Annotated in this window: 21 protein-coding genes; 13 read left to right on the forward strand and 8 right to left on the reverse strand. The window is 72.3% G+C overall.

The window, feature by feature from the left end:
- Window positions 1–28 precede the first annotated feature (28 nt).
- Window positions 29–835 (reverse strand): helix-turn-helix transcriptional regulator, encoded by an 807-nt coding sequence (locus IE180_RS33330; protein ID WP_373302854.1) that lies wholly within the window; start codon window positions 833–835, stop codon window positions 29–31.
- 99 nt (window positions 836–934) lie between these two features.
- On the opposite strand from IE180_RS33330, the gene IE180_RS33335 reads away from it, so the two are divergent.
- On the forward strand, window positions 935–2,620 hold the full coding sequence (locus tag IE180_RS33335; RefSeq protein ID WP_190160685.1) for an AMP-binding protein: 1,686 nt from the start codon (window positions 935–937) through the stop codon (window positions 2,618–2,620).
- Entirely contained in the window at window positions 2,617–4,233 is a 1,617-nt protein-coding gene (locus tag IE180_RS33340) for an AMP-binding protein (protein ID WP_190160686.1), read from the forward strand. Before IE180_RS33335 ends, IE180_RS33340 begins: the two co-directional genes overlap by 4 nt.
- On the opposite strand, the gene IE180_RS33345 is transcribed toward IE180_RS33340, so the two are convergent.
- The 3 genes from IE180_RS33345 to IE180_RS37625 all read right to left on the reverse strand — a co-directional run bounded on the left by IE180_RS33345 (window position 4,205) and on the right by IE180_RS37625 (window position 7,239).
- Window positions 4,205–4,753 (reverse strand): GNAT family N-acetyltransferase, encoded by a 549-nt coding sequence (locus IE180_RS33345; RefSeq protein WP_190160687.1) that lies wholly within the window; start codon window positions 4,751–4,753, stop codon window positions 4,205–4,207. The two genes, IE180_RS33340 and IE180_RS33345, sit on opposite strands and share 29 nt — an antisense overlap.
- 19 nt (window positions 4,754–4,772) lie before the next feature.
- A complete protein-coding gene (locus IE180_RS33350; RefSeq protein ID WP_190160688.1) occupies window positions 4,773–5,600 on the reverse strand; it encodes a TIGR04222 domain-containing membrane protein in 828 nt (275 codons plus the stop codon).
- Between the two features lie 88 nt (window positions 5,601–5,688).
- Window positions 5,689–7,239 carry a hypothetical protein gene (locus IE180_RS37625; RefSeq protein WP_373302853.1) on the reverse strand — a complete coding sequence of 517 codons (1,551 nt, stop codon included), beginning with the start codon at window positions 7,237–7,239 and terminating at the stop codon, window positions 5,689–5,691.
- 233 nt (window positions 7,240–7,472) lie between these two features.
- Here IE180_RS37625 and gcl point away from each other — a divergent pair, with 233 nt between their 5' ends.
- Complete coding sequence (gene gcl, locus IE180_RS33360) at window positions 7,473–9,260, forward strand: glyoxylate carboligase (protein ID WP_190160689.1); 1,788 nt, start codon at window positions 7,473–7,475, stop codon at window positions 9,258–9,260.
- On the opposite strand, the gene IE180_RS33365 is transcribed toward gcl, so the two are convergent.
- A complete protein-coding gene (locus IE180_RS33365) occupies window positions 9,261–10,280 on the reverse strand; it encodes an ArsR/SmtB family transcription factor (protein WP_190160690.1) in 1,020 nt (339 codons plus the stop codon).
- Between the two features lie 58 nt (window positions 10,281–10,338).
- Between IE180_RS33365 and IE180_RS33370 the strand changes: the two genes are divergently transcribed.
- Window positions 10,339–11,544 (forward strand): MFS transporter, encoded by a 1,206-nt coding sequence (locus tag IE180_RS33370; RefSeq protein WP_190160691.1) that lies wholly within the window; start codon window positions 10,339–10,341, stop codon window positions 11,542–11,544.
- Between the two features lie 333 nt (window positions 11,545–11,877).
- On the opposite strand, the gene IE180_RS33375 is transcribed toward IE180_RS33370, so the two are convergent.
- The 3 genes from IE180_RS33375 to IE180_RS33385 form a co-directional block, all read right to left on the reverse strand.
- Complete coding sequence (locus IE180_RS33375; RefSeq protein WP_190160692.1) at window positions 11,878–13,332, reverse strand: catalase; 1,455 nt, start codon at window positions 13,330–13,332, stop codon at window positions 11,878–11,880.
- Window positions 13,333–13,545: 213 nt separating this feature from the next.
- Complete coding sequence (locus tag IE180_RS33380; RefSeq protein ID WP_190160693.1) at window positions 13,546–14,436, reverse strand: 2-hydroxy-3-oxopropionate reductase; 891 nt, start codon at window positions 14,434–14,436, stop codon at window positions 13,546–13,548.
- A gap of 44 nt (window positions 14,437–14,480) precedes the next feature.
- Window positions 14,481–15,314 (reverse strand): TIM barrel protein, encoded by an 834-nt coding sequence (locus tag IE180_RS33385; RefSeq protein WP_190160694.1) that lies wholly within the window; start codon window positions 15,312–15,314, stop codon window positions 14,481–14,483.
- 137 nt (window positions 15,315–15,451) lie between these two features.
- Between IE180_RS33385 and IE180_RS33390 the strand changes: the two genes are divergently transcribed.
- From IE180_RS33390 to IE180_RS33430, 9 genes are all read left to right on the forward strand, one after another.
- Entirely contained in the window at window positions 15,452–15,706 is a 255-nt protein-coding gene (locus IE180_RS33390; protein WP_190160695.1) for a thiamine-binding protein, read from the forward strand.
- A gap of 44 nt (window positions 15,707–15,750) precedes the next feature.
- Window positions 15,751–16,089, forward strand: coding sequence for a helix-turn-helix domain-containing protein (locus tag IE180_RS33395; protein WP_229861171.1), 339 nt, complete (start codon window positions 15,751–15,753; stop codon window positions 16,087–16,089).
- Between the two features lie 155 nt (window positions 16,090–16,244).
- Entirely contained in the window at window positions 16,245–16,796 is a 552-nt protein-coding gene (uraD, locus tag IE180_RS33400) for a 2-oxo-4-hydroxy-4-carboxy-5-ureidoimidazoline decarboxylase (protein ID WP_190160697.1), read from the forward strand.
- Window positions 16,793–17,182 carry a hydroxyisourate hydrolase gene (gene uraH / locus IE180_RS33405; protein WP_017236881.1) on the forward strand — a complete coding sequence of 130 codons (390 nt, stop codon included), beginning with the start codon at window positions 16,793–16,795 and terminating at the stop codon, window positions 17,180–17,182. The genes uraD and uraH overlap by 4 nt, the downstream gene beginning before the upstream one ends.
- 5 nt (window positions 17,183–17,187) lie before the next feature.
- Complete coding sequence (pucL, locus tag IE180_RS33410; RefSeq protein WP_190160698.1) at window positions 17,188–18,111, forward strand: factor-independent urate hydroxylase; 924 nt, start codon at window positions 17,188–17,190, stop codon at window positions 18,109–18,111.
- A 70-nt stretch (window positions 18,112–18,181) separates the two neighbouring features.
- Window positions 18,182–19,600 (forward strand): nucleobase:cation symporter-2 family protein, encoded by a 1,419-nt coding sequence (locus tag IE180_RS33415; protein WP_190160699.1) that lies wholly within the window; start codon window positions 18,182–18,184, stop codon window positions 19,598–19,600.
- 48 nt (window positions 19,601–19,648) lie between these two features.
- Entirely contained in the window at window positions 19,649–21,037 is a 1,389-nt protein-coding gene (locus tag IE180_RS33420) for an 8-oxoguanine deaminase (protein ID WP_190160700.1), read from the forward strand.
- A gap of 292 nt (window positions 21,038–21,329) precedes the next feature.
- Window positions 21,330–22,778, forward strand: a complete 1,449-nt coding sequence (locus IE180_RS33425) for a nucleobase:cation symporter-2 family protein (RefSeq protein WP_190160701.1) — start codon at window positions 21,330–21,332, stop codon at window positions 22,776–22,778.
- A 59-nt stretch (window positions 22,779–22,837) separates the two neighbouring features.
- Window positions 22,838–23,494 (forward strand): aspartate/glutamate racemase family protein, encoded by a 657-nt coding sequence (locus tag IE180_RS33430; RefSeq protein WP_190160702.1) that lies wholly within the window; start codon window positions 22,838–22,840, stop codon window positions 23,492–23,494.
- The last annotated feature ends 81 nt before the right edge of the window (window positions 23,495–23,575 follow it).

A 23,575-nucleotide genomic window follows, 5' to 3' on the forward strand; every position in this document is an offset into this window, starting at 1 on the left:
CCGTTTCGCCTGACCGCGGACCGGGGCGTCACGGCAGCACCCCCGCCCTCCGGGCCGCCACCACCGCCTCCAGGCGCGTGTGGGCACCCAGTTTGCGCATCGCCGAGCGGAGGTAGCCCTTCACCGTCTCCGGGCGCAGGCCGAGGCGCTCCGCCACCGTCGCGTTCGTCGCGCCGGAGGCGACCGCCGCGAGGACGTCCGTCTCACGGGGAGTGAGCGCCACGCCCGGCACCGGCGCGGGGGGCGCGGAGGCCGTCTCCAGCCGTCCGCACACCGCGAGCAGGCGCGCCCGCAGCGCCGGGTCCAGGACCTTCGGCGCGAGCTCGCGCAGCTCCCCGTACGCCTGGCGGACCTCCTCCCAGGACGGGCCGGGCGCCGGGGGCGCGAGCAGTTGCCGCACCTCGTCCCGTACCGCGAGGGCCTGCTCGACGTCCCGGGCCGCCGCCATCGCCGCGTCGAAGACGCGCTCGCCGATCGGCAGGGACGCGCGCAGCGCCCCGTACAGCACGCCCCGGACCTTGCGCCGCACGACGACGGGGACGGCGATCACCGCGCGCAGGCCCTCCGCCGAGACGGGGGCGTCGTACTCGTGCGTGATGCGCCGCGACGACGGGTAGTCCGTGACCGCGCAGGGCCGGGAGAGGGCCAGGCACTTCCCTCCCAGGCCCGAGCCGGCCGAGATCGCCAGGCCGCTCAGCGCGGGCGTCACCGCCCCGCTCAGCTCGGCGATCCGCATCGCGCGCCCCTCCTGGAGCAGCCCGCCGAAGACGACGGGCAGCCCGGTGGCGCGCCTCAGCCGCAGCAGCGCCGTGCGCAACTCCACCGCTTCCGCCATCTCGGACACGGAACCACTCCTTCACCCCCGAACGGGGGTAGTGAGACCCGGGTCACCGATTACACGATGTCCGGGACAGTCCCGCAACGAGGAGGACACATGACGGCCACGAGCGCGACCGGTGCGACGGAGAGGTTCCGGGCCGCCCGGGACTTCCTGCTGCGGCATCGCGAGGACTACGAGACGGCCTACGAGGGCTTCGCCTGGCCCCGGCCCGACCGTTTCAACTGGGCGCTCGAATGGTTCGACGTCATCGCACGGGACAACGACCGGACCGCGCTGCACATCGTCGAGGAGGACGGCTCCGAGACGCGGGTGAGCTTCGCCGAGATGTCCGCCCGCTCCAACAGGGTCGCGAACTGGCTCCGGGCCCGGGGCGTGCGCGCCGGCGACCGGATCGTCCTGATGCTCGGCAACCAGGTCGAGCTGTGGGAGACCGTGCTGGCCGCGATGAAGCTGCGCGCCGTCCTCATCCCCGCCACCCCGCTCCTCGGCCCCGCAGACCTGCGCGACCGCGTCGACCGGGGCCGCGCCCGGCACGTGGTCGTGCGCGCCGAGGACACCGCCAAGTTCGACGACGTCCCCGGGGAGTACACCCGGATCGCGGTGGGCGACGAGCGGGCCGGCTGGCTGGGGTACGAGCTCGCCGCCCGGGAGCCGGACGTGTTCGAGCCCGACGGCGTCACCCTCGCCGACGACACCCTGATGCTGTACTTCACCTCCGGCACGACCGCCCGCCCCAAGCTGGTCGAGCACACCCACACCTCGTACCCCGTCGGGCACCTCTCGACGATGTACTGGATCGGCCTCAAGCCCGGCGACGTGCACCTCAACATCTCCTCGCCGGGCTGGGCCAAGCACGCCTGGTCCAACCTCTTCGCGCCGTGGAACGCCGAGGCGACCGTCTTCATCCACAACTACACCCGCTTCGACCCGGCCCGGCTCATGGACGAGATGGAGCGCAACGGCGTCACCAGCTTCTGCGCCCCGCCGACCGTGTGGCGGATGCTGATCCAGGCCGACCTCGGTCAGCTGAAGACCCCGCCGCGCGAGGTCGTCGCCGCCGGCGAGCCGCTCAACCCCGAGGTCATCGAGTCGGTGCGGCGCGCCTGGGGGGTCACCATCCGGGACGGCTTCGGCCAGACCGAGACCGCCGTCCAGGTGTCCAACAGCCCCGGCCAGCGGCTCAAGGAGGGCTCCATGGGACGCCCCAGCCCCGGCTTCAAGGTCACCCTCGTCGACCCGGTGAGCGGCCGGCCGGACGTCGAGGAGGGCGAGATCTGCCTCGACCTCGCCGCCCGCCCGGTGGGCCTGATGACCGGCTACCACGGCGACCCGGAGCGCACGGCGGAGGCGATGGAGGGCGGCTTCTACCGCACCGGCGACATCGGCTCCCGAGACGCGGACGGCTACATCACCTACGTCGGGCGCGCCGACGACGTCTTCAAGGCCTCCGACTACAAGATCAGCCCCTTCGAGCTGGAGAGCGCCCTCCTGGAGCACGAGGCCGTCGCCGAGGCGGCCGTCGTCCCCGCGCCCGATCCGCTGCGGCTCGCCGTCCCCAAGGCGTACGTCGTCCTCGCGGCGGGCTGGGAGCCGGGCGAGGAGACCGCGAAGGCCCTCTTCGCCCACTCGCGCGCGGTCCTCGCCCCGTACAAGCGGATCCGGCGCATCGAGTTCGCCGACCTGCCCAAGACCGTCTCCGGCAAGATCCGCCGGGTCGAGCTGCGCCGGCTGACGGCGGAGGGCGGCGGCACGGAGTACGCGGAAGGGGACCTCGCATGACCGGCCCGACGGAGGGCGCCACGGAACCCTCGTACGCGCACGGGGTGTCGGAGACGCCGCTCCTCGGCGACACCATCGGCGCCAACCTCGACCGGGCCGTCGCCGCCTGGCCCGACCGCGAGGCCCTCGTCGACGTCCCCACCGGCCGCCGCTGGACGTACGCGGAGTTCGGCGCGGACGTCGACCGGCTGGCCGGCTCCCTGCTCGGCAGCGGGGTCCGCAAGGGCGACCGGGTCGGGATCTGGGCGGTGAACTGCGCCGAGTGGGTGCTCGTCCAGTACGCGACCGCCCGCATCGGCGCGATCATGGTCAACATCAACCCGGCCTACCGCGCCCACGAGCTGGCGTACGTGCTCCGGCAGGCCGGCATCTCCCTGCTCTTCGCCTCGCTCGCCCACAAGACGAGCGACTACCGCGCCATGGTCGAGCAAGTCCGCGGCGAATGCCCGGAGTTGCGCGAGGCGGTCTACTTCGGGGACCCGAGCTGGGACGCGCTGCTCGCCCGGACGGCCGGGGAGCTGCGTCCGGAACCGCTCTCCTGCGACGAACCCGTCAACATCCAGTACACCTCGGGGACGACGGGCTTCCCGAAGGGCGCCACGCTCTCCCACCACAACATCCTCAACAACGGTTACTTCGTCGGCGAGATGATCGCCTACGACGAGCAGGACCGCATCTGCATCCCGGTGCCCTTCTACCACTGCTTCGGCATGGTCATGGGGAACCTCGCGGCCACCTCGCACGGCGCCTGCATGGTCGTCCCGGCCGCCTCCTTCGACCCCGCCGCCACCCTCCGGGCGGTCCAGGAGGAGCGCTGCACCTCGCTGTACGGGGTGCCGACGATGTTCATCGCCGAGCTCAACCTGCCCGACTTCGCCGCCTACGACCTCTCCACGCTCCGCACCGGGATCATGGCGGGCTCGCCGTGCCCGGTCGAGGTGATGAAGCGGGTCGTCGCCGAGATGAACATGGCGGAGGTGTCGATCTGCTACGGCATGACCGAGACCTCGCCCGTCTCCACCCAGACCCGCCGCGACGACGACCTGGAGCGCCGCACCGGCACCGTCGGCCGGGTCATGCCGCACGTCGAGGTGAAGGTCGTCGACCCGGCGACCGGCCTGACCGTCGGGCGCGGCACGGCGGGGGAGCTGTGCACCCGCGGCTACAGCGTGATGCTCGGCTACTGGGACGAGCCGGAGAAGACCGCCGAGGCGATCGACACCGGCCGCTGGATGCACACCGGGGACCTCGCGGTCATGCGGGACGACGGCTACGTGCAGATCGTCGGCCGCATCAAGGACATGATCATCCGGGGCGGGGAGAACGTGTACCCGCGCGAGGTCGAGGAGTTCCTCTACGGGCACCCCAAGATCGCGGACGTCCAGGTCGTCGGCGTCCCCGACGAGCGCTACGGCGAGGAGATCCTGGCCTGCGTGATCCCGCGCGACCCCGCCGCCCCGCCCACCCTGGACGAGATCACCGCCTTCTGCCGCGACCGGCTCGCCCACTACAAGATCCCGCGCAGGATGGAGGTCCTCACCGAGTTCCCGATGACGGTGAGCGGAAAGGTGCGGAAGGTGGAGCTCAGGCAGAGGTACGGCGAAGGGGCGTAGGGCCCTCGACCAGTTCCCGGCGCATGCAGACGCGGGGCCAGAGCGACAGGCCGTGGGCCGCCTCGGCGCGGCTGATGGCGCGCAGGCCCTCCGTCAGCGCCGGGTCGGAGTCGGCGAGCGGGCGGAAGCCGAGCCGCGTGTAGTACGGGGCGTTCCACGGGACCTCGGCGAAGGTCGTCAGCGTCAGGGCCGTCAGGCCCTGCTCCCCGGCGGCCGCCGCCAGGTGCTCGATCAGCGCCCGGCCGACGCCCCGGCGGGCGGCGTCCGGGTGCACCGACACCTGCTCGATGTGGGCGGCGCCGTCGACCGTGTCCGTGAGCAGGTACGCGACCGGGCGGTCGGCGGCGTCCGCCGCCACCCACGCCCGGCCCGCACGACGGTAGGTCTCCAGGACGTCCAGGGGCAGCGGGTCGTCGTCGGCGATCGCCGCCATGCCGAGGGCACGGAACGGCTCGCCCGCCGCCCGTTCGATGTCCTGGAGCAGCGGGAGTTCGGCCGGAGCGGCCGCTCTGATGCGCATACGCCAGTATGACGCGGCCTCAGCACGAGGCGCCGTCCGCGTCCGAACCTCCGTCCACCGGGGGCCGGTTCCGGTCGGCCGGCCGGGGGCGGCCGACCGGCCCGGCGCGGTCCTGCCCGGGCGGGCGGTCGAGGAGGCCGCCGTCGCGTGAGAAACGGGGCAGGAACAGAGCCAGGGCCGGATCCCCGTACAGCGCCACGTACAGCTGGACGAGCCACCCGTCCGTCACCTCGTGCCGGTGCGCCGGCAGCGGGTACCGCTCCCGCAGGTCGGTGAGGAGCCGCCGTGCCGCCCCCGTCGTGTCCGGCAGCCGCAGCAGCGCCGGCGCCACGAGGACCGGCGGCGCCCCGGCCGCGAGCGCCATCGCGAGGCCCGCCCCCGACGCCCCGGCCGCGAACGGCCCGGCCACCGCCGTGACCGGTACGCACCCCAGCAGCGCGCGGGCGGCCCACAGCCGCGCCGGCGGCCGCAGGAGCCCGGCGCCGGACAGTTCGCCGCGCAGCGCGTCCACGGCCCGCCGCGCCTCGGGGCGCTGCGTCAGCGCCCGCAGCGCGAGGGCGCGACGCAGCGCCCCGTGCACCCCGAGCTGTACGGGGTCACGGGTCCGGCCCGGCCCGCCGTTGGCCCGAATCGTATGTTTACGGCCCGCGGCGACCGCCCCGCGCTGGTGCAGCGCCACCAGGGCCACGGTCACGGCGGCCCGCCGCCCGCCGCGCAGCAGCGCGAGGGCCTGCGGCGGCGGCACGTCGCTCGTGCCGCTCGTCCCGCTGCGGGTTCTCAGCAGAACGGCGGCGATCAGCAACTCTCCCCACGCCGCTCCGATGAACCACCACGTCCCCGTCGGCATGACGCCCACCCCCCGAGGGTGTTGTGCCCGGCGGAGCGTGATCGTCACGCGTGATTGGCCGAATTCGGATGCCGAGGAGTCGTGGGGATCAGGCGCCGCCCGCCGACAGTTCGTGCGCGGCGTCGTTGATCGGCTGCGGGGTGCCGGTCAGATCGAGGACGAAGAGCGGGAGGCCGACCTCGGCGGCCCGCGAGCGGGCCTCCGGGGTGTAACCCGCGAGCGAGAAGAACACGCCCACGGCGGCCGTGCCCAGACCGTTGAGCCAGAGGCACTCGACGGCCCGCAGCCCGGTGGGCCGGGTGCTCGGGTCGACCTGGGCGACGAGACCGGGGGCCCGCAGGTCCACGCCGGACGCGGGGCGCTCCTCGGGCTGCACGACGTCCCTGAAGCCGAGCCAGCGCAGGTACCCGGCCGCCGCCGCGACCGCGTCCCGCGAGGTCCGGATCGTCACCGGCCGGAACACCCCGCGCAGCGGAGCGGGGCGGGGGGCCGTGGACGGCGGCGGTACGCGCACGGGGTACCGCTCGGCGAACGTGCGCTGCCTCACCGGGCCGCCCCCGTCCGCGCCGTGTCCGGCGGAGCCGGGGGCGTCGGTGCCGTCGGTGCCGTGTCCGGCAGGGCCGGTGGCGTCGGTGCCGTGCCCCGTCGGGCCGGGGGCGTCCGTGTCGTGCCCGGTGGGGCCGGGGGTGTTCGTGTCGTGCCCGGTGGGGCCGGGGGTGTTCGTGTCGTGTCCGGGGGCATCCGTGCCGTGTCCGGAGGGGCCGACCTCGCCCGTGCCGCGCCCCGCCGGGCCGGGGGAGAAGCCCCGGGCCTTCGGTCCCGGACCGAACCACGGGGACCCGGCTTCTCCGGGCGCGGGGGAGACCCCACGGAGAGGCGCCCCGTTCCCCGCCCGCCCGCCGGTGGCGCCGTCCGCGCCGCCGGACGTGCTCCCGGTGGTCCCGGAGGCCGGTCCACCGGCGGCGCCGTCGGCCCGTACGCCGGCGGCCTCGGGACCCCGCCCGCCGCCCGCCGTGCCGGGGCCGCCGCCGGCCCGACTGCCGGTGGCGTCGCCGGTGCCGCCGACCGCAGCGGAGCCCGCGCCGCCGGACGTACCCCGGGCCGTCCCGGCACCGACGGAGCCGGGAGTTCCCGCGTCCGGTCCGACCGCGTCCGGTCCGGCCGCCGCCGGGTCGTGGCCCGGGCCGGTCCAGCCGGGGGCGGCCCCGTCCCGGCCTCCCACCGCTCGTGGACGGGGCGCGCCGGGGGCCACCGGCGGCGGTGACGGGAACGCTTCCGGTGGTCGGGGCGGGGCCGGGGGGCCGCTCGTTCCGGCCACGCCGCCCGTCGCGCCGTTCGAACCGGCGCCGGCGGCCCCGTCCGCCGGTGGGGCCGGTTCCACCGGGCGTACCGGTACCCGCAGCACCGTCCCGCAGGGGCAGCCCAGTTCCGGGTGCGGCCAGTCGTTCTCGTGGCCGCAGGCCCCGCAGCGGACGGTGACCCATTCGTCCGCCCAGTTCCGGTGCGTGATCGGCTCCGCGACCGCGCCCGCCAGGACCGGCGGCGCGACGGGGCTCCCGCAGGCGCAGGGGAAGACGGGTGCCGCGTACGCCTGCGTGCGCAGGCATTCCGGACAGCGCACCGGTACCGACTCGCCCACAGCCCAACCCCCTGTCGTCCCGCCCCATCGTCCACCCATCCGAGGGCCCGGGGGAGGGTGTTCGGCCACTTCCGTGATCCCGGCGGGCGGACTTCTCTTGACGGCTCTCCGGACCCCGACCTACATTGCTTCCGTATAGCAGAACAGTATTTCCGCATTACGGAAACAGGCGCCGGGGCCTCCCGAGACGAGGCACCCGCCTGGATCCGCCCGGCCGAAGCAGGAGCACTCCCATGCCTCGTATGACCGCCGCCGCAGCGGCCGTTGAGATCCTCAAGCGCGAAGGCGTCACCCAGGCGTTCGGCGTCCCCGGCGCGGCGATCAACCCCTTCTACCGCGAGCTCAAGAACGTCGGCGGCGTCGGCCACACGCTCGCCCGCCACGTCGAGGGCGCGTCCCACATGGCCGAGGGCTACACCCGCGCCAAGGCCGGCAACATCGGCGTCTGCATCGGTACGTCCGGCCCCGCCGGCACCGACATGATCACCGGCCTGTACTCGGCGATCGCGGACTCGATCCCGATCCTCTGCATCACCGGCCAGGCCCCGGTCTCGAAGCTCCACAAGGAGGACTTCCAGGCCGTCGACATCGCCTCGATCGCCAAGCCGGTCACCAAGGCCGCGACGACCGTCCTGGAGGCCGCGCAGGTCCCCGGCGTCTTCCAGCAGGCCTTCCACCTGATGCGCTCCGGCCGTCCCGGCCCGGTCCTCATCGACCTGCCGATCGACGTCCAGCTGACCGAGATCGAGTTCGACCCGGAGACCTACGAGCCGCTGCCGGTCTACAAGCCGCAGGCCACCCGCGCCCAGGCCGCGAAGGCGCTGAGCTTCCTCCTGGAGTCCGAGCGCCCGCTGATCGTCGCCGGTGGCGGCATCATCAACGCCGACGCCTCCGACCTCCTCGTCGAGTTCGCCGAGCTGACCGGCATCCCGGTCATCTCCACCCTCATGGGCTGGGGCACCATCCCGGACGACCACGAGCTCGCCGCCGGCATGGTCGGCGTCCAGACCGCGCACCGCTACGGCAACGCGACCTTCCTGGAGTCGGACTTCGTCCTCGGCATCGGCAACCGCTGGGCCAACCGCCACACGGGCTACAACCTGGAGGCGTACACCAAGGGCCGGAAGTTCGTCCACGTCGACATCGAGCCCACCCAGCTCGGCAAGATCTTCGCCCCCGACTACGGCATCGCCTCCGACGCCAAGGCCGCCCTGGAGCTCTTCATCGAGATCGCCAAGGAGCTGAAGGCCGAGGGCAAGCTGCCGGACTTCTCCGCCTGGGCCGCCTCCGCGCAGGAGCGCAAGGCCACCCTCCAGCGCCGCACGCACTTCGACAACGTCCCGATCAAGCCGCAGCGCGTCTACGAGGAGATGAACAAGGCCTTCGGCCCGGAGACCCGCTACGTCACCACCATCGGCCTCTCGCAGATCGCGGCCGCGCAGTTCCTGCACGTCTACAAGCCGCGCCACTGGATCAACTGCGGCCAGGCCGGCCCGCTCGGCTGGACGATCCCGGCCGCGATCGGCGCCGCCACCGCCGACCCGGAGACCCCGGTCGTCGCCCTCTCCGGCGACTACGACTTCCAGTTCATGATCGAGGAGCTGGCGGTCGCCGCCCAGCACAAGGTCCCCTACGTCCACGTCCTCGTGAACAACGCCTACCTCGGTCTGATCCGGCAGGCGCAGGGCGGCCTCGGCATCAACTTCGAGGTCAACCTCGAGTTCGAGAACATCAACACCCCGGAGATCGGCGTCTACGGCGTCGACCACGTCAAGGTCGCCGAGGGCCTGGGCGTCAAGGCGATCCGCGTCGAGGACCCGGACAAGCTCGGCGAGGCGCTGGAGGAGGCCAAGAAGCTGGCCGTCGAGTTCCAGGTCCCGGTCGTCGTCGAGGCGATCCTGGAGCGCATCACCAACATCGCCATGAGCAAGACGGTCGACATGAGCGACGTCACCGAGTTCGAGGAGCTGGCCACCGAGCCCGGCCACGCGCCGACCGCGATCAAGGCCCTCCAGGTCTGATCACGGAGCCGTGAGACGGCCCCCGCCCCGAGGAGCACCGGGGCGGGGGCCTCCTTGTGCCGCCACCAGGACCGCGCCCGCCTCCGTCCACTCGTACAGCACCGAGCGGCCCGCCCGCCCCCGCCGTACGAGTCCGGCGTCGAGCAGCACCTTCAGGTGGCGGCCGACCGAGCCGAGGCCCTGGCCGGTGAGCGCCACCAGCTGGCTGGTGGACAGCGGGGACCCGAGCCGTACGAGCACCCCGGCGCGGGCCGTCCCGAGCAGGGCCCCCAGGGCCTCCGGGACCGTCGGGCCCGCCGCGTCCGCCAGGACTCCCGCGCAGGCGTAGACGATCGCGTACCGCTCCGTCCCCTCCCAGGACGCCCAGCCGGTCGCCGGCGTCACCGGCACGAACAGCAGACGCCCCCGGTCGACCGAACGCGGCGGGTAGTCACGGGTGTTGACCTGGAGACGTCCGTCGCCGAGCCAGCGCATCTTCCCCGGGCACAGCTCGTCGAGCGCCGCCGCCCAGCCGCCGCGGCTCAGCATGGCGGTCCGCGCCATCACGTCGGCCTCCAGGATCCGCCGCCGCCGCGCCCACTCCGGCCGTACCGTCTCCCGCCACACCCAGCCGAGCACGCCCGCGAGCCGCTCCGGCAGATCACGCGCCGAACGCAGCGGCTCCGGCACGGGGCCTCCGGTCGCCACCGCCAACTGGTCGACGGCATCGTCGGGTCCGGTGGCCCGGACCGCCTCGACCTCCTCCTCGAAGCTCCGCTCGCGGTCGCCCGGCGGGGTCGGGGTGAGGAAGTCCGCGTTCCAGGTGGGGCCGATCGCCGCCCGCACGAGCAGCGCGTCGAGCGGCTCGGCCGCGAGTCGCTCCCGGTACGCGGGCAGGTGCCGGCCGAGCCAGGCCCGCTCGCCCGGGTGCGTGGGGACCGCCGCGTGCAGGGTCTTGAGCGAGGCGACCGTCTCGGCGAGCGGCGAGAGCAGGAACGAACTCCCCGCCAAGGGGTCCGTGCCGATCCGCCACCAGCCCATGTTTCGCCTCCCCGCGAAACAGTACCGGTGGTCCGCCGCACTCTCCGAGACTCCCCGCATGCCCCGCTACCGCGCGCTCTTCCGCACCTCCGAGTTCACCCCGCTCTTCGTCACCGGCGCCGCCCACACCGCCGCCCAGACCGTCGCCGGACTCGGCCTCGCCACGCTCGTCTTCCGTGCGACCGGGTCCCCGCTCCTCTCCGCCCTGGCGCTCTTCGGCCCCTCGCTCGCCCAGCTCCTCGGCGCGACCACCCTGCTCTCCGCCGCCGACCGGCTGCCGCCGCGCGCCGCGCTCGGGGGCATCGCCCTCTTCTTCGCCCTGGGCACCGCCGTCCTGGCGATCCCCGCCCTGCCGACCTGGGCGGTCTTCGTGATCCTGCTCGCGGAGGGGCTCGCGGCCTCGCTGGGCGGCGGGGTCCGCCACGGGCTCCTGAACGAGATCCTCCCGCGCGAGCAGTACCTCCTGGGCCGCTCCGTGACGAACATGGCCGCCGGCGCCTGCCAGATCGGCGGCTTCGCCGCGGGCGGGCTCCTCGTCGCCCTGCTCTCGCCCCGCGGCACGGTCCTGGCAGGAGCCGGGCTCTACCTCGCCGCCGCCCTGGCCGCCCGCCTCGGTCTGGGGGCGCGCCCGCCGCGCGCCGCCGGACGGCCCTCGGTCGCCGAGACCTGGCGCACCAACGGACGGCTCTGGGCCGTGCCCGCCCGCCGCCGCGCCTACCTCGCGCTCTGGGTGCCGAACGGTCTCGTCGTCGGCTGCGAGTCCCTCTTCGTGCCGTACGCCCCCGAGCGCGCCGGGCTCCTCTTCGCCTGCGGCGCGCTCGGGATGCTGGCCGGGGACACCGTCGTCGGCCGCTTCCTGCCGGCGCGGCTGCGCGGCGGGGTCCGCTTCCCGCTCCAGGCGCTGCTCGCGGCCCCGTTCCTGCTGTTCGCGCTCGATCCGGCGCTTCCCCTCGCGCTCGTCCTCGTGACGGTGTCGGCGGTGGGGTACGGGGCGAGCCTGCTGCACCAGGAACGCCTCATGGCGCTGGTGCCGGAGGAGCTGGGCGGTCACGCCCTCGGGCTGCACACCTCGGGGATGCTGGCGCTCCAGGGGGTGAGCGCGGCGCTGGCGGGCACTCTCGCCCAGTACACGTCACCGCGCACGGGGATGGTGCTGCTCGCCCTCGCCTCGCTCACGGTGACGTTCCTGCTCGCCCGGGCCGAAAAAGAAGAAGAGCGCGGAACCAGGGACCGTAAACCTGGTTCCGCGCTCTCCCGTTGGTGACCGCCCGGCGGCACGAGGCTGGCGCGACAGGACGTTCGCGTCGCCGGGCGGAGTCTTGGGGTGTTGCGGGTGTTGCGGGTGTTGCGGGTGGGGCGGAGCCCCTCGGGAGGGGGCGTTGGGACCGCGGCGGTGCCGACGGGCGCCATGGCGGTTCCCCTTCCTTCAGGTCAAGAAGGGGGCCCGGCGTCCTGACCACCGCACTGGCTCGGCGCCGCCGCGGTCCTCACGCTTGTCCGGTTCGCCGACCACCCCTCATCCGGGCCGGCGATCCGGACCGCGTACCGCACTGACCTCCCGTCAGGTGTGGTACGCAGTCTGGGTGTTGCCGCGCGATCAGTCGCGCAGGGCCTCGACGGCCTCGCGGACGCGCTTGCCGTAGTCCGCGTCGGCGGCGGCGAAGTGCGCGATGTTCTTCTCGACGACGTCCTCGCGGGACACCTGGGACAGACCGCCGGCGATGTTGGCGACCAGGCGCTTCTTCTCGTCCTCGGACATCAGGCGGTAGAGCTCGCCGGCCTGGAAGAAGTCGTCGTCCTTGGCGTGCTGCGGCGCCTCGTGGGTGCCGGTCCAGCCGTGGACCGCGAGCGGCGCGGAGAGCGCGGCGTCGGTCTGGGCCGGGCCCTGGTACGAGTTGGGCTCGTAGTTCTTGTCGTGGCGCGAGCCGTTGCGGGTGGCCATGAGGCCGTCGCGGCCGTAGTTGTCGGCCGCGGTCGCCTTGGGGGCGTTCACCGGGAGCTGGGTGTGGTTCACGCCGAGGCGGTAGCGGTGGGCGTCCGCGTAGGCGAAGAGGCGGCCCTGGAGCATCTTGTCCGGCGAGGGGCCGATGCCCGGGACGAAGTTGTTCGGGGAGAACGCGGCCTGCTCGACCTCGGCGAAGACGTTGTCCGGGTTGCGGTCGAGGACCAGGCGGCCCACGCGCTGCAGCGGGTAGTCGGCGTGCGGCCACACCTTGGTGAGGTCGAACGGGTTGAAGCGGTAGTCCGCGGCCTCGGCGGCCGGCATGATCTGGACGTACAGGGTCCAGGAGGGGTTCACGCCGCGCTCGATCGCCTGGAGCAGGTCGGTCTGGTGCGAGTTGGCGTCCTTGCCGACGAGCTCGGCGGCCTGCTCGGCGGAGAGGGAGCGGATGCCCTGGTTCGTCTTGAAGTGGTACTTGACGAAGAAGGCCTCGCCCGCCTCGTTGGTCCACTGGTAGGTGTGCGAGCCGTAACCGTTCATGTGACGGTACGAGGCGGGGATGCCGCGGTCGCCCATGAGCCAGGTGATCTGGTGGGTGGCCTCGGGGGAGTGCGCCCAGAAGTCCCAGACGTTGTCCGGCTCCTGACGGCCCGTGAAGGGGTCGCGCTTCTGCGAGTGGATGAAGTCGGGGAACTTGATCGGGTCCTTGATGAAGAACACCGGGGTGTTGTTGCCGACGAGGTCGTAGTTGCCCTCTTCGGTGTAGAACTTCAGGGCGAAGCCGCGGGGGTCGCGCACCGCGTCCGCGCCGCCGAGCGAGTCGGCCACGGTGGAGAAGCGGATGAAGGTCTCGGTCCGCTTGCCGACCTCGCCGAGGAAGTTCGCCCTGGTGTACGCGGTGACGTCGTCGGTCACCTCGAAGTAGCCGTACGCGCCGGAGCCGCGGGCGTGCACCACGCGCTCCGGGATCCGCTCACGGTTGAAGCGCGCGAGCTTCTCCAGCAGGTGCTGGTCCTGGAGGAGGAGGGGGCCACCGACGCCGGCGGTGGCGGAGTTCTGGTTGTCGGCGACGGGGGCGCCGGACTCGGTCGTAAGCACGCGCTTCGACATCGTGACCTTCCGTACGGGAGCTCTGCTGGCGGGTGCGAGGAGCGTAAATTCGCCTCGAACAGCACGTCAACAGTTTGTTGAAAATGAAGTGTGGTGTTCCGGTCGGCGGCGACGCCTGGGCGCGACAGGACAGGTTGTCAGCGCCGCCGCCGACCGGAAATCAGGGGCCCCGGGAAGGGGCTGGGGCCTGACCCGGAGGGCAGGCCCCAGGGATCAGACCTGCTGGCCGGAGAGGCGCTCGACGGCGCGCAGCAGGGCCGAGTGGTCCAGGCCGCCGTCACCCTGCGCGCGCAGCGAGGCGACGAGCTGGGCGACGACCGCGCCGACCGGGAGGGCCGCGCCGACGTTGCGGGCGGCGTCGGTGACGATGCCCATGTCCTTGTGGTGCAGGTCGATCCGGAAGCCGGGCTTGAAGTCCCGGTTCAGGAAGTTGTCCTTCTTGCGGGTCAGCACGGTCGAGCCGGCCAGACCGCCGTTGAGGACGTCGAGGGCGGCGTTCAGGTCCACGCCCGACTTCTCCAGGAAGACCACGGCCTCGGCGCACGCCTGGATGTTGACGGCGACGATCAGCTGGTTGGCGGCCTTCACCGTCTGGCCGGAGCCGTGCGGGCCGCAGAGCACGATGGTCTTGCCGAGGGCCTCCAGGATCGGGAGGGCCTCGTCGAAGTCGGCCTGCTCGCCGCCGACCATGATCGAGAGCACGGCCTCGATGGCGCCGGCCTCGCCGCCGGAGACGGGCGCGTCGATGACGCGGACGCCCTTCTCCTTGGCGTTCTTCGCCAGGTCGACCGAGGTCTGCGGGGTGATCGAGGACATGTCCACGATCAGCGCGCCCTGCTTGGCGTTCTCCAGGATGCCGTCGGGGCCGTAGGCGATGGCCTCGACCTGCGGGGAGGCGGGCACCATCGTGATGATGACGTCGGCGTCCTCGACGGCCTCGGCGATCGAGCCGGCCGCGGTGCCGCCGGCGGCGGCCAGGCGGTCCAGCTTGTCCTGCTCCAGGGTGAAGCCGGTGACGGAGTAGCCGGCCTTGATCAGGTTCTCGGACATGGGGGAGCCCATGATGCCGAGGCCGATCCATGCGATCTTGGGGAGGTTGCTCATGAGGGTGCCTCTCAAAACAAGGTGATACGGGGAGGGAGCCTGCGTCAGCGGGCCGGGCGGGCCTCGGCGGGCAGCCACTCGAAGGAAGCGGCGGCGTCGGCGGCCTTGTACTCCAGGCCGACCCAGCCGTCGTAACCGGCCTTCTTCAGCTCGTCGAGGAGCTGCTCGAGCGGCAGGTCGCCGGTGCCCGGCGCGCCGCGGCCCGGGTTGTCCGCGATCTGGACGTGACCGGTCTTGGCCGCGTACTCCGCGATGACCTGGCTGACGTCCTCGCCGTTCATCGACAGGTGGTAGATGTCGAGGAGGAACTTGGCGTTGCCGAGGCCGGTGGCCGCGTTCACCTTGTCGATGACCTCGATCGCGGCGGGGGCGCTCACCAGCGGGTAGAGCGGCGACTCCGGCTTGTTGAGGGTCTCGACGAGGAGGACCGCGCCGATGCGGTCGGCCGCGCGGGCGGCCAGGACCAGGTTCTCCAGGGCGAGGGTGTCCTGGATCTGCGGGTCCACCCCCTCGACGCGGTTGCCGTAGAGGGCGTTGAGCGCCTTGCAGCCGACGGAGGCGGCGAAGTCGGCGGCCACCTCGATGTTGGCGCGGAAGCGGTCCGACTCTTCCCCGGGCACGGAGAGTGCTCCGCGGTCCGGGCCGGGGAGCTGCCCGGCGTAGAAGTTCAGGCCCACCAGCTGGGTGCCGGCGTCCTCAAGGGCCTTCTTGAGGGCGTCGAGCTCGCTCTGCTCGGGGGTGGCGGTGTCGATCCAGGGCCACCACAGCTCGACCGCCGTGAAGCCCGCCGCGGCGGCGGCCGCGGGGCGCTCCAGGAGCGGGAGTTCCGTGAAGAGGATCGACAGGTTCACATCGAAGCGCTGGTCCGAGTATCCCATGAGGGGCGGCGCTCCTTCCGTATTGCGGAAGTAAGTTTCTGTCTGACGGAATGTTGCAAGGCGGGCGGCGCACTTGTCAAGAGGTCCCCGCAGGTCCGGGGCTCCCGCGGGGGCGGGCGGGGCCTTAGCGTGGGGCCATGGAGCGTTTGAGAGTGGAGTTCACGACCGAGCCGTTCGACCTCGACGAGGCACCGGCGCACGCGGTCGTGGCACGTGAGGTCATCCAGGCGGCCGAGCTGGACGCGGTCGACGTAGGCCCCTTCGGCAACACGGCGGAAGGCGACGCCGACGCGGTGCTCGCCGCCGTCGGCGCCCTGCTGCGCGAGTCCCTCGCGGCCGGCGCCACGCGCGTCTCGCTCCAGGTGAACGTGATCGGGGAGGACGGGAAGTGAGCGAGCACCCCTTGATCGCGGCGGTGAAGCCCCTGGTGGACGCCATGGGAGCCGAGCTGCTCGTCCCCGCGCAGGCGGAGGCCGACGACGTCGTCCTGTCCTGGGAGGGCGAGGACGTGCTCGCCGTGCGCCTGCCCCAGCTCTCGGACTCCCTGGACCACATCCTCGCGGCGATGGAGCGGCGGCACGGGATGCCGTTGGCCGAACTGGACCGCAAGGCGAAGCAGGAGGTCGTCCGGAGCCTGGAGGCGCGCGGTGCCTTCTCGGTGCGGCACGGGGTGGAGACGGTGGCGGGCGCGCTCGGCGTCAGCCGCTTCACGGTGTACAACTACCTGAACCGGGAGACCGCCCTGAACAGGGAAAAAGCCGCCAAGGCCGAGTAGTTGATCATGCGTGACCGGAAGCCGTCGTCCAGATGTCGGGACGACGGCTTTTGTGTGGCCGAGTTTTCAACAAAGTGTTGACGTCGTGTTGCGGAGGGCGTTAGCTATCCGCAGCCCGTCCGACGCACAGCGAAAAACAGCCACGGAGGCTTCCCGTGACTTCAGGTACGACACCGGGCCTCACCCGGTTCAACACCTCCTCGGACAGCGAGGCCGTCGCCGCGCTCCACGAGGTGTGTTCCAGTTCGGCGTGGGGGAGCAAGGTCCTCGCCCAGCGCCCGTACTCCACCGCCGAAGCCCTCTTCCTCGCCAGCGACGCCGCCATGGCCGAGCTGACCGCCGAGGATCTGGCCGAGGCGATGGCGGGGCACCCGCCGATCGGTCGTCCGAAGGCAGGGGACCCGACCTCCTCCCGCGAGCAGAGCGGGATGGCCGGCGCCTCCGCGGAGCTCAAGGCCGAGATGCTCGAACTGAACCTGGCCTATCAGGAGAAGTTCGGCCATGTCTTCCTCATCTGCGCCACCGGCAGGACCGGGGAGCAGATGCGCGACGCGGTCCGGGAACGGATCGGGAACTCGCCCGAGAAGGAGCGGGAGATCGTCCGCACCGAACTGGGCAAGATCAACCGCATCCGGCTGAACCGTCTCGTGGAGACCACCGAGAACCCCGAGACCTCCGAGACCTCCGAGGAAGAGAGCTCCGCATGAGCACCGACACCACCGCCTCGGTGTCCACGCACATCCTGGACACCAGCATCGGCCGCCCGGCCGAGGGCGTGGCCATCACGCTCGCGGCCCGCAGCGGCTCCGACGCGCAGTGGGTCACGCTCGGCGGCTCCGCCACCGACGCGGACGGGCGCTGCAAGGACCTGCCGGCGCTGCCGGAAGAAACCACTCACGTGCGTCTCGACTTCGAGACCGAGACGTACTTCGCCAAGAAGCAAGCCGAGGCGCAGCAGGACGCCCCCCGCGTAAGGGACAGCGGTGCGTTCTTCCCGGAGGTGGCGATCACGTTCGCCGTCAAGCCGGGCGAGCACTATCACGTACCGCTGCTGCTCAACCCGTTCGGCTACTCCGTTTACCGAGGGAGCTAGCAGACATGCCCACGATTCTCGGCCAGAACCAGTACGGCAAAGCAGAGAACCGCGTCGTCAAGATCACGCGGGACGGCGCCACCCACCACATCAAGGACCTGAACGTCTCCGTCGCCCTCTCCGGCGACCTCGACGACGTCCACCTCACCGGCTCCAACGCCCACTGCCTCCCCACCGACACGACGAAGAACACCGTCTTCGCGTTCGCCAAGGAGTACGGCATCGAGTCCGCCGAGCAGTTCGGCATCCACCTCGCCCGCCACTTCGTGACGAGCCAGGAGCCGATCAAGAAGGCGCGCATCCGGATCGAGGAGTACGCCTGGGAGCGCATCGCCTCCTCCGACGCCAACTCCAAGTTCATCGGCGCCGACGAGGTCAACCACTCCTTCGCCCGCAAGGGCCAGGAGACCCGCGTCAGCCAGATCACCTACGACGGCGAGAAGTGGGAGGTCATCTCCGGCCTCAAGGACCTCGTCGTCATGAACTCCACCAACTCGGAGTTCTGGGGCTACATCAAGGACAAGTACACGACGCTCCAGGAGGCGTACGACCGCATCCTGGCCACCCAGGTGTCCGGTCGCTGGCGGTTCAACTGGACCGACGACGACCAGCGCATGCCCAACTGGGAGCGGTCCTACGAGCAGACCAGGAAGCACATGCTCGAGGCCTTCTCGGAGACGTACTCGTACTCCCTCCAGCAGACGCTGTACCAGATGGCCACGCGCATCATCAACCACCGCTCGGAGATCGACGAAGTCCGCTTCTCGCTCCCGAACAAGCACCACTTCCTGGTGGACCTCGAGCCCTTCGGGCTGAAGAACGACAACGAGGTCTACTACGCCGCCGACCGCATGTACGGCCTCATCGAGGCCACCGTCCTCCGCGACGGAGCCACGGCGCAGATCCCGGTCGACATGACCAACCTCTAAGCGGCATCTGAGTGACGGCCCCCGCCCGCCCGCAGTCGGGCGGGGGCCGCGCCAGACCGGAGGGAATCTCATGGCACAGCCTGCAAAGGGGCCGGCAACCGCCGAAGGCCCGTGTTCCACCCCTCCGTCCACCCCGGGAACGGCCTCGGCCGAATGCCACCCGGTGGACGAGAAGCTCCCCGCCTCGCGGCTCGTCCCCGCGGCACTCCAGCACATCGCCGCCATGTACGCCGGCGTCGTCACCCCTCCGCTCATCATCGGCCAGGCCGTCGGCCTGGACGCCGCAGGCATGACACGGCTCATCGCGGCCAGCCTGCTCATCGCCGGATGCGCGACCATCCTGCAGACCCTCGGCCTCGGACGCTTCGCCGGCAACCGGCTCCCGTTCGTCAACGCCGCCTCGTCCGCCGGCATCGCCCCGATGCTCGCCATCGCCGAGACCAGCGCCCCCGGACACCAGCTCCCCGCCATCTACGGCGCGGTGATGGTCGCCGGAGTCTTCTGCCTCGCCGTCGGGCCCTTCTTCGGCAGGCTCCTGCGCTTCTTCCCGCCGCTCGTCACCGGCGTCGTCATCACCCTGATCGGCGTCACCCTGATGCCGGTGCCCGTCAGCTGGGCCCAGGGCGGCGACAAGACCGCCGCCGACTTCGGCGCCATGAAGTACCTGGCCCTCGCCGGCTTCACCCTCGTCGTCGTCCTGCTCTTCCAGCGCTTCGGCAGGGGCTTCGTCAAGCAGATCGCCCTGCTGCTCGGCCTGCTCATCGGCACCCTCGCCGCGATCCCCTTCGGGATGGCCGACTTCAGCGCCCTGCGCGAGGCCCCCGTCGCGGCCCTGCCCGCCCCCTTCGCCTTCGGCGCCCCCGAGTTCCAGCCCGCCGCGATCCTCTCCCTGTGCATCGTGATGCTGGTCCTCATGACCGAGTCCAGCGCCGGCATGCTCGCCCTCGGCGAGATCTGCGAGCGCCGCAGCGACGGGAGGACCATCACCCGCGGCCTGCGCACCGACGGCATCGCCACCCTGCTCGGCCCCGTCTTCGGCGGCTTCCCGACCTCCGCCTTCGCGCAGAACGTCGGCGTCGTCTCGCTGACCCGGGTCCGCTCCCGGTACGTGGTCGCCGTCGCCGGCGGCGCCCTCCTCGTCCTCGGCGCCTTCCCCGTCCTCGGCGCGGTCGTCTCCATGGTCCCGATGCCCGTCCTCGGCGGCGCCGGCATCGTCCTCTTCGGCTCGATCGCGGTCAGCGGCATCCGCACCCTGTCCGAGGCCGGACTCGACGACAGCTCCAACATCATCCTGGTGGCCGTCGCGCTCGGAGCGGGCATCATCCCGCTCGCCGCTCCCACCTTCTACGCCGGCTTCCCCGCCTGGGCGCAGACGGTCCTCGGCTCCGGCATCAGCGCGGGCGCGCTCGTGGCCGTCCTGCTGAACCTGTTCTTCCACCATCTCGGCACCCGGAGCCGTCACGCGGCTCCGGCACTCAAATCCTCCTAGGGTCCTGCCGTGCCCGAACCATCCCCGAGGAATGAAGGAAGCACCGCCATGGCAGCACCTTCGGCAGCCCAGCGCATCGTCATCGAGAACGCGGCGATCGCGACCGTCGACGCGAACGACACCGAGTACGCCTCCGGGTACCTCGTCGTCGCCGACAACAAGATCGAGTCCATCGGCGCCGGCAAGGCGCCCGAGGGCCTGGAGAACGTGGTCCGCCGGATCGACGCCACCGGCCACCTGGTGACGCCCGGTCTGGTCAACACCCACCACCACTTCTACCAGTGGATCACCCGGGGCCTGGCCACCGACCACAACCTCTTCAACTGGCTGGTCGCGCTCTACCCGACGTGGTCCCGGATCGACGAGTCGATGGTGCGCGTGGCCGCCCAGGGCTCCCTGGCGATGATGGCCCGCGGCGGTGTCACCACGGCCATGGACCACCACTACGTCTACCCGCAGGGCTCCGGCGACCTGTCCGGCGCCATCATCGGCGCGGCCTCCGACATGGGCGTCCGCTTCACCCTGGCCCGCGGCTCCATGGACCGCAGCGAGAAGGACGGCGGCCTGCCGCCGGACTTCGCCGTCGAGACCACCGAGGGCGCGCTCGCCGCGACCGAGGAGACCGTGCGGAAGTACCACGACGCCTCCTTCGACGCGATGACCCAGGTCGCCGTCGCCCCCTGCTCGCCCTTCTCCATCTCCACCGAGCTGCTCCGCGAGGGCGCCGCGCTCGGCCGCCGCCTCGGCGTGCGCATGCACACCCACGGCTCGGAGACCGTGGAGGAGGAGAAGTTCTGCCACGAGCTCTTCGGCATGGGCCCGACCGACTACTTCGAGTCGACCGGCTTCCTCGGCGAGGACGTGTGGATGGCGCACTGCGTCCACATGAACGACTCCGACATCGAGGCCTTCGCCCGCACCAAGACCGGTGTGGCGCACTGCCCCTCCTCCAACGCGCGCCTCGCCGCCGGCATCGCCCGCGTACCGGACATGCTCAAGGCGGGCGTCCCCGTCGGCCTCGGCGTCGACGGCACCGCCTCCAACGAGTCCGGCGAGCTCCACACCGAGCTGCGCAACGCGCTCCTCATCAACCGCCTCGGCGCCCACCGCGAGGCCGCGCTCAACGCCCGCCAGGCCCTGCGCCTCGGTACCTACGGCGGCGCCCAGGTCCTCGGCCGCGCCGACAACATCGGCTCGCTGGAGGCCGGCAAGCTCGCCGACTTCGTCCTCTGGAAGATCGACGGCCTCGGCCACTCCTCGATCGCCGACCCGGTCACCGCCATCGTCTTCGGCGCGGCGGCCCCGGTCACCGCCTCCTTCGTCAACGGCAGGCAGATCGTCGAGAACAACCGACTGCTGTTCGCCGACGAGGAGCAGATCGCGCGCGACGCGCGCGCGGAGGCGCAGCGCCTGGCCCGGATCACGGCCCAGAGCTGACCCTCCCCATGGAGTCCGACCGAGGGGGACGGCCCTCGGTCGGTCGCCGCGGACCCGAGCGGGGTCCGCGGCAGCCCGACCGGGTGGTGCCGTACGCACACGTCGTACGGCACCACCCGGGACGGTGAAACGTGCCCGCACCCCCACACCGGGCACCCGTCCCCGTGCCGCACCCCCTCCGCGGTACCGCTCCACCCCGCAACGAGCCGCACCTCCTGCACTTCGCACCGCATCGCACCACCTCCCTGAACCCCTCGTCGCCGCCGACGTGTAACCGACCGGAGGAACCGCCGTGGCCGCCAAGCCCCAGGTTCGCAATGCACCAGACGCAGGCCCCGCCCCCGAAGACCGCGAGAAGCATCCGGTCGACGAGACGTTGCCCCCACTCAAGATGCTCACCAGCGGCCTCCAGCACGTCGCCGCCATGTACGCGGGCGTCGTCGCCCCGCCCCTGATCGTCGGAGCGGCCGTCGGCCTCTCCGGCACCGAGCTCACCTTCCTCACCGGCGCCAGCCTCTTCACCGCCGGCCTCGCCACCTTCCTGCAGACGCTCGGCGTCTGGAAGATCGGCGCCAAGCTGCCGTTCGTCAACGGCGTCACCTTCGCCGGTGTCGCGCCGATGCTGGCGATCGTCGACACCACCCGGGACAAGGCCGACGCGCTCCCCGTGATCTTCGGCGCGATCATCGTCGCCGGACTCCTCGGCTTCGCCGCCGCCCCCTTCTTCTCCCGGCTCGTGCGGTTCTTCCCGCCGGTCGTCACCGGCTCCGTGATCACCCTCATCGGTGTCTCCCTCCTCCCGGTCGCGTTCGGCTGGGCCCAGGGGCCCAACCCCAAGGCCGAGGACTACGGCTCGACCACGTACCTCTCGCTCGCCGGCATCACGCTCGTCGTGGTCCTGCTGCTGCGCCGCTTCACCCGCGGCTTCCTCAAGCAGGTCGCGGTCCTGGTCGGCCTCGTCCTCGGCACGCTCATCGCCATACCCTTCGGCGTCACCGACTTCAGCCCCGTGAAGGAGGCCGACATCGTCGGCTTCCCGACCCCCTTCCACTTCGGCGCCCCGCAGTTCGCCCTCGCCGCGATCATCTCCATGTGCGTGGTCATGCTCGTCTCCATGACCGAGTCGACCGCCGACATGCTGGCGCTCGGCGAGATCGTCGAGCGGCCCGCCGACGAGAAGACCATCGCGGCCGGACTGCGCGCCGACACCCTCGGCTCCGCGCTCAGCCCGCTCTTCAACGGCTTCATGTGCAGCGCCTTCGCGCAGAACATCGGCCTGGTCGCCATGACCAGGATCCGCAGCCGCTTCGTCGTGGCCTGCGGCGGTGGCTTCCTGGTCCTCATGGGCCTCTCGCCGGTCGCCGCCTCGCTCATCTCGGTCGTGCCCCGGCCGGTCCTCGGCGGCGCGGGCGTCGTCCTCTTCGGCTCGGTCGCCGCCAGCGGCATCCAGACCCTGGTCAAGGCCGGCCTGGAGAAGGACAACAACGTGCTGATCGTGGCCGTGTCGCTGGCCGTCGGCATCATCCCGATCACGAAGCCGGACTTCTACCACGCCTTCCCGGAGACCGCGCAGATCATCCTGGACTCCGGCATCTCGACCGGCTGCGTGGCCGCCGTCCTCCTCAACGTGGTCTTCAACCACCTGGGCCGGGGCCGCGACGCCGACGAGGTCACCGCGCCCATGGAGCCCGGCGAGGAGATCTCCGGCAGCCGCACCGCGAAGGCGGCGCACGTCCACTGAACCCGCTCCTCGTCCCCCCGCCCGCCCCGGCCCCCGCGCACGCCGCGGGGCCCGGGGCGGTGGTGCTGGTCAACCCCAACACCTCCACCGCCACGACCGCGATGATGACCGCCATCGCCCGGCGCGCCCTCGGCCCCGCCCGACCTGTCCGGGGCGTGACCGTCGCCCGGGGGCCGCGCATGCTCACCGACCCGGAGGCACTGAGGGCCGCCGCGCCCGAGGTCCTCGCGGCGGGCCTCCGTGCCACGGCCCGGGGCGACTGCGCCGCCCTCCTCGTCGCCGCCTTCGGGGACCCGGGCCTCGCGCGGCTGCGCGAGGCGGCCGCCCCGTCCGGGGTCCCGGTGGTCGGCCTCGGCGAGGCGGCGCTCCTGGAAGCGGCCGCCGGAGGGACGCCCTTCGGGATCGCCACCACCACCCCGCTCCTCGCCGACGCCATCCACGCGCGCGTGACCGCCCTCGGCCTCGCCGACCGGTACACCGGCCTCCGGCTCACCGCCGGCGCCCCCGAGCGCCTCTCCGCCGATCCGGTGCTCCTCCTCGACCGGCTGGAGCGCGCCGTCCGGGCCTGTGCCGAACGGGACGGGGCCCGCGCCGTCGTCATCGGCGGCGGACCGCTCGGCGAGGCCGCCGAGGAACTCCACGCCCGCTGCGCGGTCCGCGTCGTGGCCCCGATCCCGGCGGCCTGCCGGGCGATCGCCCACCTGCTGACGGCGTGACGGCTGCTGAGGGCACCCACCCTGACGGCGTGACGGCCGGCGAGGGCACCCGCCTTGACGGCGTGACGGCCGGCGAGGGCA

Source organism: Streptomyces litmocidini, assembly GCF_014649755.1.
Taxonomy (GTDB): domain Bacteria; phylum Actinomycetota; class Actinomycetes; order Streptomycetales; family Streptomycetaceae; genus Streptomyces; species Streptomyces litmocidini.